Genomic DNA, 12,684 nt, shown 5'->3' on the forward strand with positions numbered 1-12,684 from the left:
CCCCGTCGTCACAACGCCATGAGCGTAGCGACCACGAGCGATGCGCGGGACCCCAGATCCGGGCGGGGGTCAGCCGGCGGTGAGGCGGGTGACGGCCGCGGCGACGCGTTCGTCGGTGGCGGTCAGGGCGATCCGTACGTGCCGGGCCGCGGCCGGGCCGTAGAACGCGCCCGGTGCTGCCAGGATGCCGCGCTGGGCGAGCCAGTCCACTGTCGCCCAGCAGTCCTCGCCGCGGGTCGACCAGAGGTAGAGCCCGGCGGCCGAATGCTCGATCTCGAAGCCCGCCTTGAGCAGCGCCTCCCGCAGCGACTCCCGGCGCGCCGCGTAGAGCGCCCGCTGGGCCGTTACATGCGACTCGTCGCCGAGGGCGGCCACCATCGCCGCCTGCACGGGGGCGGGCACGATCATGCCGGCGTGCTTGCGGACCGCCAGCAGCTCGGCGATCAGCGCCGGGTCGCCGCCGAGGAAGCCGGCCCGGTAGCCGGCCAGGTTCGACCGTTTGGACAGTGAGTGCACGGAGATGACGCCGGTGTAGTCGCCGCCGCAGACTTCGTCCGAGAGCACCGACACGGGCTGCTCGTCCCAGCCCAGCGTCAGGTAGCACTCGTCGCTGACCACGACAGCACCGCGCTCGCGCGCCCAGTCGACCACCTTGCGCAGGTGGCCGGCCGGGAGCACGCGGCCGGTCGGGTTCGACGGCGAGTTGATCCAGACCATCTTCACCCGGGGGTCGGGCCCCAGGGCGAGCGTGGAGTCCGAGCGGACCACCTCGGCGCCGGCCAGGCGCACCCCGACCTCGTACGTCGGGTAGCAGACCTGGGGGATCACCACGACGTCGCCGCGGCCGATCCCGAGCAGCGTCGGCAGCCACGCCACCAGCTCCTTGGAGCCGATCGTGGGCAGCACGCCGAGCCGGCCGGTGGCGCCGCAGGTCCGGGCCAGCCAGTCGGCCATGGCCGTGCGCAGCGCCGGGGTGCCGGCCGTGAGCGGGTAGCCCGGCGCGTCGGCGGCCTCGGTCAGCGCCGCCCGGATCAGCGGCGGGACCGGGTCGACCGGGGTGCCGATCGACAGGTCCACGATGCCGTCCGGGTGGCCCGCCGCAACCTGCTTGGCGGGCTGCAGCAGGTCCCAGGGGAAATCGGGCAGCGAGGCCGACAGCACGGTCAGTGCGCGTCCCCGCGCGGCGGCTGCGCCGTCACGAACGGGGTGTCCTTGTCGATCTTGCCAACCTTGGAGGCGCCACCCGGCGAGCCGAGATCCTCGAAGAACTCGTAGTTCGCGTTCGTGTAGTCCTTCCACTGCTCCGGCACGTCATCCTCGTAGAAGATGGCCTCCACCGGGCAGACCGGCTCACAGGCTCCGCAGTCGACACACTCATCGGGGTGGATGTAGAGCATCCGATTGCCCTCGTAGATGCAGTCGACCGGGCACTCTTCGATGCATGCCTTGTCGAGCACATCGACGCAGGGCTCAGCGATGATGTAGGTCACGGATCTTTCCCTTCCAGAGCCACGCCGCGGGACACCGCGGCGTTACGAGCAGAGCCTAGTATCTCGCCGGGAGGAGGTGGCACGTGCTCCGACGGCAGGATGTGGGACACCGGGTGGTGGTCCGCCGAATTGTAGGTGTTTCCCAGGATCGCCCACTTTTCACGGACGCGCTCGGCGAGCTGGTCGAATTGACCGAGACGGAACTCACTCTCGCCACCGCCCAGGGCACTCTGCGCGTACCGCTGCGGGAGGTGCACCGCGCCAAGCGGGTGCCCGCCGCCCGCCGGCCGCCCGCCGCCGACGTGATCGCCCTCGAGCTGGCGGCGAACGACGCCTGGCCGGCGCCGACCCAGGCCCGGCTGGGCAGCTGGATCCTGCGCGCGGCGGACAGCTGGACCGGCCGGGCCAACGCGGCCCTGCCGATCGGCGACCCGGACCGCACGCTGGAGGCCGCCATCGACGCGGTCGAGCAGTGGTACGCGGCCAAGGGCCAGCAGCCGATGATCAACACGCCGATGCCGCTGGCCGCCCCGGTCAACGCCGCCCTGGACGCCCGCGGTTGGACCTCCCGCCCGCTGGTGCTGGTGCAGACCGGCGCGGTGCAGTCGCTGATCAGCGATGTCGAGGCCCGGCGGGACCTGCCTCCGGTGGAGCTGGCCGACTCCCCCACGGACGCCTGGCTGGCGATGGTCTCGGCGCACAAGGGCCGCCTACCCGCTGCGGCCCGGCACATTCTCACCGCCGTGGAGGATGTCGTCTTCGCCTCTGTGCAGGACGAGGACGGCACCCTGCTCGGGGTCGCCCGCGGTGCGGTGACCGGTCCCGGCCCGGGCCGCTGGCTCGGCGTCTCGCTGGTGCAGACGGCACCCGCGGCCCGCCGGCGCGGGCTGGGCCGGCACGTGATGCGCGCGGTGGCGCAGTGGGCGACCCAGCGCGGCGCCGTGCGCGCCTACCTCCAGGTGGAGGAGCGCAACACCGCCGCGGTGGCGCTCTATCAGGGCCTGGGCTTCACCACCCACCACACGTATCTGACGCGCGAAGCCCCGCTCTAGCTCTAGCGGCGGACCACCCGGCGCGGCTTGGTCAGCTTGGCCTTGGCGAAGGCCGCCAGCGACTTGGAGCGGTAGTCGCGGCCCAGCATCGTGGCCAGCCAGTAGCCGAGCAGCGTGCCCACGATGGCGAAGCCGCCGTAGAGCCACACCTGGGAGAAGAAGTTGCCGGCGCCGCCGGAGAACGGGCCGTCGCCGCTGACCAACGGGCCGACCAGGATGGTCAGCAGCATGCCGCCGATCGCCGCGGCCGCCAGCTCGGGCAGCCAGCTGCTCGGGGGCACCCGCTGGGACCGGAAGAAGGTGACGGTCGCCAGCACCAGCCCGATCACGGCGAACATGACGATGGAGACCCTGTTCTGGGCCGTGTCGTCCTCGTTGAACCCGATGCGGATCACCACTCGCGCGATCACGTTGATCGCGAACAGAGCCGCGGCCAACGAAGCGATCTGCACCCAACGCTGCCTCATTGCGTCCTCCCCGGACGTGCTACGGCTTCGCGCCGCAGATGAATCTAGGCTCGGGATCGTAGCGCCAGGTGAACTTCTCGCGCTCGACCTCTTTCCCATCCTTGCGGATGACGCGCCATGCGTCCTGCGTGAAACCTGGGAGTCCGCTGGAAGTGATGCACTTCGGGCCCGGCTCGCGGTAGACGGTCGGCGGTGAGGTGATGTTGCGGCGCGGGCTGCGTACGGTCTTGACGCTGTCGTAGACCTTGGTGCTCCACATCGACACGGTCACCGACTTGCTGGTGTACGAGGTGTCGATCAGGATCCCGTACGGCGTGGTGTTCTTGAACTTCAGATCGAGGGTCGGATAGAAGATCGTCGACTCGATGACCGCCGGATAGCGGGAGAAGTAGAACGAGTGCGGCTTGTGCTCGACGTCCTCGAGCCCCGCGTAGTAGGCGGCGTTGAACAGCGTGGTGGTGAACTGCGAGGCCCCGCCGCCGACGCCGGGCTCCAGCTTGCCGCCCACGATGACCGGCGCGTCCTTGTAGCCGGCCGCGTACGTCCGTTCGCCGGTGTGCTTGTTCAGCGAGAAGGTCTCGCCCGGCTGGACCACGCCGCCGTCGACGGCCCGGGCGATGGTCATGATGTTCTGGCTGCGCGGCGACTTGCTGCCACCGGTGAAGTAGGTGGTGAAGGTCGAGACCTTCTCCTTGACGCCGAGCTTGGCCAGGTCGCTCTCGGTGGTGGCGCCCTCCTGCCGGGACAGCTCCGCATCGACCGTGCGAGGCGCCGGGTTGGGCAGCACGGCGAGCAGGGCCGGCCCGAGCTTGGCCAGGTCGACCAGGTCGCCGGGCGTACCCGCGACGATCTTCGGCTTGCCGCCGGCGACGGTGATCGTCGCCTGCTCCGGCTCCCGCTCGACCGCCGCGAACGCCTTGGCCGCCGCGGCGTGCAGCTTGGGGCCGTCGATCGCCGGGGTGAGCCGGCCGTCGTCGTCGGCCCGGAAGACCAGGCCCTCGGCGATCGCCTTCGGGCTCAGCGTCAGCGACTTGTCCCCCACCGCCACGGTCACCGGCGCGGCGACGGCCGGGACGGCCAGGTCCGCGACCAGCGCGTCGACCTGCTCTTTGGTGGTCGCCGGCGGCCGGGGCACCAGCGCGATCGTGGCGATGCCGCCGACCAGCCAGGACTGCCGGACCGCGGCCGCGGCGGCCGGCACGTCCAGGCCCTGCCCGGCCGCCGGGTAGGTGGGCTTCGGGACCAGTCCCGCGTACGTGATGCCGGGCTTCTTGAGGGTGATTTTCTCCGGGTCGAGGCGCTCGCGCAGCGCCTTCTCCAGCCTCGCCTCGTCCAGCTCGATCACCGGCGGCACGCTGCGGGTGCCGGTCAGCCGCGGGCTGCCCTTGATCGCCTTGCCGACGCTCAGGTCGACGTTCAGCCGCAGCCCGAGGTCGGCGGCCGCCAGCGAGAACCGCTCCCCGGCCAGGTCGATCGCGACCGGGGCGCCGGTGCGCGGACCCACCGCGTCGGTCAGCGCCCGTTCGGCCTCGGTGCGGGACTTGCCGCCGAGCTCGACACCGAGGATCTCGGTGCCCCGGGGGACGTCACCGCCGTACGCCCAGGCGGCCGCGCCGGCCCCGGCGATGAGCACGACGGCCACGGTGCCGACCGCGACGATCCGCTTGCGGCTGACCGGGCCGTCCGCCGGTGGCGCGGCCGGCGGGGACACCGTCGCGGAGGCCTGGCCGGTGGGGGTCTCAGAGGCGAACACGGCGCAAGTGTGCAGGCCGGGGCGCCGCACCGACAACCAACACGAGTGGTCGTCACTGCTTTGTGACAGGCGGCCTCTTCAAGATCAAACGGTACGTGTAGACCGCGAAGGTCAGGCTGCCGACCAGGATCATCACCAGCGCGACCCAGTCCTCGCCACTGATCAGATAGTCGCCCTCGGTGGTCCGCATGCCCGCCGCGAAGAACATGATCAATGTCCAGAGCGCCCACGGCACCGCCAGCGCCCAGCGCCGGCCCACCGTGGTCACGGCGAACCAGCAGAGCGCCAGATTGGCCAGCACGGCCGCCGGGACGGCGACACCGATCGGCACCCCGCCGAGCCGCAACGGCGACAGGAAGATCTCCAGCGCCGCGGTGAGCACCGTGGCCAGCACGGCGATGACCACTCCGGCGACCCGGAAGATCAGCTCCAGCGCCCGGCCGGGCGGAGCGGGCGGCGGCGGGTCAGCCGTCGGGGAGACCGAGGGGGCTTCGAGAGTCATCGCCCCACCACGTTGCTGAACAGGTCGTCCTCCCACTTGTGCGGGCCACTCACCTCGCCACGCTCGCCCTTGACCAGGGTGAAGTACTCCACGCCCATGAACTCGCCGCCGAAGTCGCCGGCGATGCCGTACAGCCAGGAGTTGTCCGGGATCTGGGTGGCGTGCGCGCGCATCGCGGCCACCTTCTGCTCGTAGAAGTCGGTGCCGTCGATCCGGGCGGCGATCTCGTCGTCCGGGTGGCCGAACGGGAAGTCCTCGACGTTGTCCACGTCGGCGAACGGATTGTCGTCCATCCCCTTGAACGCCTCCATGCCGCCCTCGAGCACGCTGCGGGGCATGGCGGTCCAGTAGATCTTCTCCGGGCCGAAACCCTCGGCCTCGGCGAGCTCGGCCGCCCGCATCGCGACCCGGTGCGCCTGGATGTGGTCCGGGTGGCCGTAGAAGCCGTTCTCGTCGTACGTGATCAGCACCTGCGGGCGTACCTCCCGCATGGTCTCCAGGCACTGCCGGGCCGCCTCCTCCAGGTCGGCCTGCCAGAACGCCCGGGGATGGTTGTTGGTCTCCAGCCCCATCATCCCGGAGTCGCGGTAGCGGCCCGCGCCGCCGAGGAAGCGGTGGTCGGTGACGCCGAGGGCGGCACAGGCCCGCTCCAGCTCGACGATGCGCCAGCCGCCGAGCTGGTCGGCCTGGCGCGCCTCCAGCTGCGCCAGCGCGGGCACGTGGATCTCGCCCTCCTCACCCAGCGTGCAGGTCACCAGGGTCACCTGGGCGCCCTCGGCGGCATACCGGGCCATGGTGGCGCCGGTGCCGGTGACCTCGTCGTCGGGATGGGCATGCACGAGCATCAGGCGGCGTGCGGGCAGCGCGTTCGTCACGCGCGCCACTCTACGCGCGAGCGCCCGGCGGCCTCGCGTGTGCGGTTTGCCGGGCGCGAGGGGCGGGTGATCAGCGATGCTGGTCAGCGTGGAGTATCCCGAACTCGCGGACCGCACCGGCCGGTTCCGCTTCGGCGCCCCGCACGCCTTGACGGTCGGTGACGACGGCGCGCGGGTGGCCTTCCTGCGCTCCGCCGGCCCGTACGACCCCGCGCCGGCGTTGTGGGTGCTCAACGTGGCCACCGCCGCCCTCACCGAGGTGACGCCGGGGCCGGTCGACTCGTACGCCGGGTCGGCAACGCTCGACGTGCTGGCCTGGGCCCACGACGGGCAGCTGTCCTCCAGCACCGCGGGCCCGATCGCCACCGCCGCTGCGGTGCACGACCCGCGGCCGGACCCGACCGGGCAGCACATCGGGTACGTGACGGCGGACGGCAGCCTGCGCGTGGTCACGGACGGCAACGACGAACTCCTGGCCGGGGAGCCCGGCAGCGGCGTGACCTGGGGCGTGGCCGGGCCGGTGGCCGAGGAGTTCGGGCGCGACCGCGGCTGGTGGTGGGCCCCGGACGGGACCCGGATCCTGGCCGTACGCGGCGCCGGCCCGTCGAACAGCCTGCACCTGCTCGACCTGTACGGCGGCTGGGTCGACGTGCACTGGGACCGCGAGACGTACCCGTACCTGGTCGACGTGCACTGGCACGGTCCCGGCAACGCCCTGATCACCGTGCTGCGCCGGACCCAGCAGCACGGCCTGGTGCTGTCCGTCGACCCGCGCACCGGGGAGACCCAGGTGCACGCCGAGCTGGCGGACGCGCGGTGGGTGGAGCCCGTACCCGGAACTCCCCGGCAGCTGCCCGACGGCCGGGTCCTGGTCGGCGGCGAGCTGGCGCACGACGGCTTCGACGCCCGCTGCCTGTTCGCCGACGGCAGCCTGATCACCCCGCCCGGCCTCTACGTCCGGCGCGTCGCCGGGGTGCTGCCGCGCCCGTCCGGCGGCCCCGAGCTGATCATCGAGGGCACCGACGGCGAACCCTCCGAGCAGCACGTCTTCGCGGTCCGTACCGCGCTGGGCGGCGGCAGCGCGAGCGCCCGCCGGCTCAGCACCACGCCGGGCTGGCACACCGCCGCGGTCGGCGGCGACGTGCTGGTCCTCGACCGGACGGTCGTCCGCGGCGCGGCGGACGTGGCGACCCTGCCCTCGCTGGCCGAACCGCTGCCCTACCAACCGGAGCCGCTCCTGGAGCGGGTGACCGACCGCCGGCTGCCGGCCGCGGTGCTGTATCCCACCGGCCACGTCACCGGGACCCGCCTACCGGTCCTGCTCGACCTGGGCGCGGGGCCGGGCCACCAGCACGTCGTGGCCGACGCGGCCGCCTGGCAGGACCGGCAGTGGTGGGCCGACGCCGGCTTCGTCGTGGTCAGCGTCGACTCCCGGGGTACGCCCGGAGTGGCGCCCAGCTTCGAGAAGGTGGTCTACCGCCGGCTCGCCGACGTGGCCCTCACCGACCAGATCGACGCGCTGCACGCCCTCACCGGCAAACACCCCGACCTGGACCTGACCCGGGTAGCGGTCCACGGCACCAGCCTCGGCGGCTGGCTCGCGGCGCTGGCCCTGACCCGCCGGCCCGACCTGTTCCGCTGCGGCGTCGCCCGCGACCCGGTCACCGACTGGACCACGCTGCCGCCCGCGTACGCCGAGCGCTACCTGGGCAGCCGCACCGACAACTCCGATGTCTACGACCACCACAGCGTCACCCCGCCGGCGACGCTCCTGATCTCCCCCGACGGGGACCTGTCCGCAGAACTCGCATTCGTGACCCGGGAGTGTGCATGACGTCAGCCCTGATCGGCCGCAGCCTGCCCATGGAAGCCCTGGCGACGACCGAGTCCGACTACCTCCAGCTCGGCGAGACGTCGGCGCGCACAGAGCTGTGGGACGGCGGCGTGCTGACGTGTCCCAGAGACACGCCGCGCCACCAGCTGATCCTGAACGCCCTGGCCAACGCGCTGCGAGCCAACCGCACGGACCTGAACGTGATCTCCGGCGTACCGGTGCGCCTGGGCCCGGGCCGGATCGCGGTCCCGGACCTGATCATCGCGGGCACGATCGACCTGGACCAGCCGCTGGTGGAGGCCCAGTCGGTCCGCCTGGTCTGCGAGATCACCTCCCCGGCAAGCGCGACGGTGGACTGGACACTGAAGATGCACGCGTACGCCCAGGCCCGGATCCCGTGCTACCTGGTGGCCGAACCGGAACGCGGCCTGCTGCACAGCAACATGCTGTCGGCGCAGGGGTACGTGGAACAGTCAGTGATGCAACTCGTCCGCGTCACCGGCCTCGATCTCTGACACCCGGACTGGCACGATCGACGGCATGCGCCTGCTCGGCCCCGTCAACCTGCGACTCGGCCCGCAGCGGGTGGCCAATCCCGACATGATCATGACCCGGGCCATCAACCTCGACGACCAACTCGTCGACTCGTGCGCGGCCGTCCTCGTGGCCGAGGTGGCGTCGCGGTCCGACGAGGTGAGCCGCGTCCTCAAGCGCCACTATTACGCGGCGGCCGGCATCCCCTGGTATCTCCTCGTCGAGCAGGAGAGCGCCACGCTGCACCTCTATGAGCTGCGCGGCAACCACTACGTCGAGCGTTCCGTCACCAGGCCCGGCGGGGTGCTGGATCTTGCGGAGCCGTTGACCGCCGATCTCGCACCCGAGGATCTCCTGCCGCCGGATTAGAAGACGCCTGGACTGCGAGATCACCTCGCCGGCGAGCGCGACGGTGGACTGGACGCTGAAGATGTAAATCGTCCGCGCCACCGGCCTCGATCCCTGAGGCCTTCAATGGAGCGTTCGTCGCACTATTGATACGAACGCTCCACGTCGAGACGCACTGCGGTGGGCCTCGCCCGCCAGATGTTCGACCCGATCCTGGATGTGACAGCGACTGGGGGTCTCAGATCCGTCGGCGCGGACCTGGACCCCGGAGTGACTTTCAGCAGAGTTATGCCGTAAACGCCAAAAACACAAAAACCAGACGGGACCTGTCAGGTTTTGCGGACAGCATCGGCGGTATGACGAAGCAATCACTGACCGGAAAAGTCGCTCTTGTGGCCGGCGCGACGCGGGGTGCCGGGCGGCAGATCGCGGTGCAGCTCGGCGCCGCCGGCGCCACGGTCTACGCCACCGGCCGCAGCACGCGCACCCAGCGGTCCGAGATGAACCGGCCCGAGACCATCGAGGAGACCGCCGAGCTCATCACGGCCGCCGGTGGCACCGGCATCGCGGTGCCCGTCGACCATCTGGTCCCTGAGCAGGTCGAGGCCCTCGTACAACGCATCGACACCGAGCAGGGCCGGCTGGATGTGCTGGTCAACGACGTGTGGGGTGGCGATCCGCTGGCCACCTGGCACAAGCCGGTCTGGGAGCAGCCGCTGGACCCGGGGCTGCGGCTGCTCCGGCTCGCGGTCGACACGCACATCATCACCAGCCATTTCGCGTTGCCGCTGCTGATCCGTACGCCGGGCGGCCTGGTCGTGGAGATGGGTGACGGCACCACCGCCTACAACACGGTCAACTACCGGCTGTCGGTCTTCTACGACCTGGCCAAGTGGTCGGTGAACCGGCTCGCTTTCGCCTGGTCGCAGGAGCTGGCGGAGCACGGCGCGACCGCGGTGGCGCTGACCCCGGGCTGGCTGCGGTCGGAGATGATGCTCGACATCTACGGCGTCACCGAGGAGAACTGGCAGGACGCCACCGAGCGCGAGCCGCACTTCGCCATCTCGGAGACCCCGGCCTTCGTCGGGCGCGCGGTCGTCGCGCTGGCCGCCGACGGCGACCGGGCCCGGTGGAACGGCCGTTCCGTGTCCAGCGGTGAGCTGGCCCAGGTGTACGGCTTCACCGACCTCGACGGCAGCCGGCCCGACGCGTGGCGTTACCTGGTCGAGGTGCAGGATCCCGGCAAGCCCGCCGACGTGACCGGCTACCGGTAGAGCGAGCGCGTCCGCTCCGCGGCCGCGGCGATCCGGGACCGCAGCTCCGGCGGATCGATCACTTCCACCTCCGGGCCGAGGCTCAGAACGTACGTGTACGCCACGTCCGGCGACTCGACCGGCAGCCGGGTCCGGATCCAGCCGTCCGGGTCCGGCTCGCCGGCTGCCTGCTCGGCCTCCTGGCGGGCGATGGGCTCGACCACGTACCGCAGCAGCCGCCGGCCGTGCGGGCTGAGCCGGACCGTGATGGTCTCGCGCAGCATCTGCCGGACAAAGTCCGCGGCCCGGTCCGCCCAGAACGACGGCAGGTCGAAGTCCGGATCCCGCTCGAAAGTGTCTCCGGCCGGCTCCGCCGCGACGACCCGGTCCGCGCGATAGACCCGTAGGTCCGCGCCGACCTTGCCGACGAGGTACCAGACGCCGTTCTTGAGGACCAGACCGTATGGCGCGACGGTGCGGGTCACCTCGTCACGGCTGCGGTACCGCAGGGTCAGGACCTGGTCGTGCCAGACCGCCCGGGCCAGGTCGGCCAGCAGTGGCGGCGGGTCGGTGTCGCCGAACCAGCCCGGCGCGTCCAGGTGGAACCGCTGGCCGGCGCTCTGCGAGGCGTCCCGCAGCACCGGCGGCAGGGCGGCGAGCACTTTGCGCCGTACCGTCCGTACCGGCTCGGCCAGGCCCATGTCCCGCGCCGGACCGGGGAGCCCGGCCAGGAACAATGCCTCGGCCTCGGCCGGGCTCAGCCCGGTCAGCCGGGTGCGATAGCCGCCGACCAGGCGGTATCCGCCGGTGCGGCCCTGCTCGGCGTAGACCGGCACACCGGCCGCCGACAACGCCAGCACGTCGCGGTACACGGTCCGCTCCGAGACCTCCAGCTCGGCGGCCAGTTCGGCAGCGGTCAGCATGCCGCGCGACTGCAGCAGCAGTACGAGGTTGATCAGCCGGGCAGCACGCACGGACCGATTCTGCACCCGGCACCGGGGTGCCGGGGCGGCTCAGGCGGCGGCGAGCTGGTTCCGGCCGGCCCGTTTGGCCGTGTAGAGGTGGGCGTCCGCGCGGTCGTAGAGGTCGCGGCCGCGTTCGCCGCTGTGGCAGGCGGCCAGGCCCATGCTCAACGTCACGGTCAGGCCGGGCGCGATCGTGCTCCAGTCCCGGGCCAGGATCACCCGGCGGATGCGTTCGGCGATCTGCCGGGCCTCGTCCTCGCCGGTGGTCAGGAACATGGCGAACTCGTCCCCGCCGAAGCGGATGGCCACCTCGTCATGCCGGCAGTGGGCGCGCAGCACCGCCGCGATCTCGCCCAGCACCCGGTCGCCGACGCCGTGCGAGAACCGGTCGTTGATGTCCTTGAAGCGGTCCACGTCGATCAGCAGCAGGGAGCCGCCGTCCGCGACCGTGTCGATCCGGCGGTCGAACATCCGGCGGTTGCCCAGCCCGGTCAGCGCGTCCGAGGTGGCGGCCAGGTCGGCGGTCGTACGCGCGGCCTCCAGCTCCACCCGGCGGTACGCCTGCCGCAGCATCGTGCGCCGGTCCAGCCGCAGCTGCCAGAGCGCCTCGACGTGGCTGCGCAGCGATTCCAGCGCCGCCTGCGTCGCGTCGCCGGGGAACTCCTGCACGGCGGTGATGGCCAGCTCGTACTGGAACAGCAGCCGCTGCGACCGCAGCACGGACAGTTCCAGGGCGGCCCGGAACTCCCGGCGGGCGGCCCGCCACTGACCGGTGGCCCGCAGGGCCAGCCCGTGCGCGAGGTGCAGCAGGCGGGCCTCGTGCTGCTGGCCGGCCTCCCGCATCTCCAGCAGCAGCTGGTCGACCAGGGCGAACGCCTGCACGACCCGGCCGCTCTTGGCGTGACAGACCGCGAGCAGCGCCGCCCCGACCGGGGAATCGATGCCTTGGTCGACCCAGTACTGCAGCACGGCCCCGCTCTTGTCGACCAGCGCGGCCGACTCCTCGGTCCGGCCCACCTGCTCCAGCCGCAGCGCCCACTCCAGCCACGTCTCGGCGTGGGTCAGCTCGGCGGCGGACCGGTACAGGTCGTCCGGCGACTCGAACGACTCCACGCACAGGCGCATGGCATGGTCGGCGAGCTCGAAGAGCTCCGCGCTGCGGGCGGCCTCACCCAGCGACGACATGGCCGAGAAGTACCGCAGCCCCTTGCGCGGCACCACGTCCAGCACGGCCATGGCCCGGGCGACGTAGTGCAGGCCGTCGTCGATGCGCCCCAGGTGGATGAGCACCTCGGCGGTGTCGGCCATGATCTTGGCGTCGGTGGCCCGCGGGCCACTGAGCTCGGCCGGATCGCTGACGAGCTCCTCGGCGATGGCCAGGGCCTCGTCGAGGCGGCCGAGGGCGCTCAGGGCGTACATCCGGCCCAGCCGGCTGACCCGGTAGGTGCGGCGGTCGCCGAGCAGCAGCGTGACCGCTTCCGCCTCGTCGGCGGCGAGCAAAGTCTCCGTGTGGTGGCCTCGGATGGTCAGGTCGTGCACGTGCAGCGCGAGGCCGGCGAAGGGACCGTACGGCGAGACCAGCACCGGCAGGCGGTTCATCGTCGTTCCCCG

Annotated in this window: 13 protein-coding genes; 5 read left to right on the forward strand and 8 right to left on the reverse strand. The window is 71.8% G+C overall.

All coding sequences use genetic code 11. From position 1 onward, the window contains the following. Window positions 1–69: 69 nt before the first annotated feature. Together dapC and fdxA are read right to left on the reverse strand one after the other, a co-directional pair. Entirely contained in the window at window positions 70–1,161 is a 1,092-nt protein-coding gene (gene dapC / locus ACQP2Y_RS42275) for a succinyldiaminopimelate transaminase (protein ID WP_433721951.1), read from the reverse strand. 2 nt (window positions 1,162–1,163) lie between these two features. Continuing rightward, the gene (gene fdxA / locus ACQP2Y_RS42280) at window positions 1,164–1,490 is read right to left on the reverse strand and encodes a ferredoxin (protein ID WP_125804627.1); all 327 of its coding nucleotides are present in this window, start codon (window positions 1,488–1,490) and stop codon (window positions 1,164–1,166) included. An 83-nt stretch (window positions 1,491–1,573) separates the two neighbouring features. Between fdxA and ACQP2Y_RS42285 the strand changes: the two genes are divergently transcribed. Beyond that, window positions 1,574–2,542: a GNAT family N-acetyltransferase gene (locus tag ACQP2Y_RS42285; protein ID WP_433721954.1), complete on the forward strand. Its 969-nt coding sequence runs from the start codon at window positions 1,574–1,576 to the stop codon at window positions 2,540–2,542. 2 nt (window positions 2,543–2,544) lie between these two features. Here the strand turns inward: ACQP2Y_RS42285 and ACQP2Y_RS42290 are convergent, their stop codons facing one another. From ACQP2Y_RS42290 to mshB, 4 genes are read right to left on the reverse strand one after another with little or no spacing between them, the layout of a single operon-like run. Beyond that, window positions 2,545–3,009 carry a hypothetical protein gene (locus ACQP2Y_RS42290; protein ID WP_433721956.1) on the reverse strand — a complete coding sequence of 155 codons (465 nt, stop codon included), beginning with the start codon at window positions 3,007–3,009 and terminating at the stop codon, window positions 2,545–2,547. A gap of 19 nt (window positions 3,010–3,028) precedes the next feature. After that, the gene (locus tag ACQP2Y_RS42295) at window positions 3,029–4,762 is read right to left on the reverse strand and encodes a VanW family protein (RefSeq protein WP_433721958.1); all 1,734 of its coding nucleotides are present in this window, start codon (window positions 4,760–4,762) and stop codon (window positions 3,029–3,031) included. Between the two features lie 52 nt (window positions 4,763–4,814). After that, entirely contained in the window at window positions 4,815–5,264 is a 450-nt protein-coding gene (locus tag ACQP2Y_RS42300; RefSeq protein ID WP_433721960.1) for a hypothetical protein, read from the reverse strand. Further along, window positions 5,261–6,109, reverse strand: a complete 849-nt coding sequence (gene mshB, locus ACQP2Y_RS42305) for an N-acetyl-1-D-myo-inositol-2-amino-2-deoxy-alpha-D-glucopyranoside deacetylase (RefSeq protein ID WP_433732303.1) — start codon at window positions 6,107–6,109, stop codon at window positions 5,261–5,263. The genes ACQP2Y_RS42300 and mshB overlap by 4 nt, the downstream gene beginning before the upstream one ends. 106 nt (window positions 6,110–6,215) lie before the next feature. Between mshB and ACQP2Y_RS42310 the strand changes: the two genes are divergently transcribed. The 4 genes from ACQP2Y_RS42310 (at window position 6,216) to ACQP2Y_RS42325 (ending at window position 10,129) form a co-directional block, all read left to right on the forward strand. Then, a complete protein-coding gene (locus tag ACQP2Y_RS42310) occupies window positions 6,216–7,973 on the forward strand; it encodes a prolyl oligopeptidase family serine peptidase (protein ID WP_433721962.1) in 1,758 nt (585 codons plus the stop codon). Beyond that, window positions 7,970–8,488: a Uma2 family endonuclease gene (locus ACQP2Y_RS42315; RefSeq protein WP_360545169.1), complete on the forward strand. Its 519-nt coding sequence runs from the start codon at window positions 7,970–7,972 to the stop codon at window positions 8,486–8,488. Before ACQP2Y_RS42310 ends, ACQP2Y_RS42315 begins: the two co-directional genes overlap by 4 nt. A gap of 25 nt (window positions 8,489–8,513) precedes the next feature. Then, a complete protein-coding gene (locus tag ACQP2Y_RS42320; RefSeq protein ID WP_433721964.1) occupies window positions 8,514–8,876 on the forward strand; it encodes a Uma2 family endonuclease in 363 nt (120 codons plus the stop codon). Window positions 8,877–9,211: 335 nt separating this feature from the next. Next, window positions 9,212–10,129 (forward strand): SDR family oxidoreductase, encoded by a 918-nt coding sequence (locus ACQP2Y_RS42325; protein WP_433721966.1) that lies wholly within the window; start codon window positions 9,212–9,214, stop codon window positions 10,127–10,129. Here the strand turns inward: ACQP2Y_RS42325 and ACQP2Y_RS42330 are convergent. Further along, on the reverse strand, window positions 10,120–11,031 hold the full coding sequence (locus ACQP2Y_RS42330) for a helix-turn-helix transcriptional regulator (protein ID WP_433732305.1): 912 nt from the start codon (window positions 11,029–11,031) through the stop codon (window positions 10,120–10,122). The two genes, ACQP2Y_RS42325 and ACQP2Y_RS42330, sit on opposite strands and share 10 nt — an antisense overlap. A 90-nt stretch (window positions 11,032–11,121) precedes the next feature. Continuing rightward, window positions 11,122–12,672 (reverse strand): diguanylate cyclase, encoded by a 1,551-nt coding sequence (locus ACQP2Y_RS42335; RefSeq protein WP_433721968.1) that lies wholly within the window; start codon window positions 12,670–12,672, stop codon window positions 11,122–11,124. Between the last annotated feature and the right edge of the window lie 12 nt (window positions 12,673–12,684).

Origin of the sequence: Actinoplanes sp. CA-051413, assembly GCF_050955795.1 — a bacterium.
Classification (GTDB): domain Bacteria; phylum Actinomycetota; class Actinomycetes; order Mycobacteriales; family Micromonosporaceae; genus Actinoplanes.

Coding starts and splice junctions, on each gene's coding strand:
- mshB (WP_433732303.1), bottom strand. CDS start 6,109: ATGCTCGTGCATGCCCATCCCGACGACGAGGTCACCGGCACCGGCGCC.
- ACQP2Y_RS42300 (WP_433721960.1), bottom strand. CDS start 5,264: ATGACTCTCGAAGCCCCCTCGGTCTCCCCGACGGCTGACCCGCCGCCG.
- ACQP2Y_RS42315 (WP_360545169.1), top strand. CDS start 7,970: ATGACGTCAGCCCTGATCGGCCGCAGCCTGCCCATGGAAGCCCTGGCG.
- ACQP2Y_RS42330 (WP_433732305.1), bottom strand. CDS start 11,031: ATGCTGACCGCTGCCGAACTGGCCGCCGAGCTGGAGGTCTCGGAGCGG.
- ACQP2Y_RS42325 (WP_433721966.1), top strand. CDS start 9,212: ATGACGAAGCAATCACTGACCGGAAAAGTCGCTCTTGTGGCCGGCGCG.
- ACQP2Y_RS42310 (WP_433721962.1), top strand. CDS start 6,216: ATGCTGGTCAGCGTGGAGTATCCCGAACTCGCGGACCGCACCGGCCGG.
- ACQP2Y_RS42320 (WP_433721964.1), top strand. CDS start 8,514: ATGCGCCTGCTCGGCCCCGTCAACCTGCGACTCGGCCCGCAGCGGGTG.
- ACQP2Y_RS42290 (WP_433721956.1), bottom strand. CDS start 3,009: ATGAGGCAGCGTTGGGTGCAGATCGCTTCGTTGGCCGCGGCTCTGTTC.
- ACQP2Y_RS42335 (WP_433721968.1), bottom strand. CDS start 12,672: ATGAACCGCCTGCCGGTGCTGGTCTCGCCGTACGGTCCCTTCGCCGGC.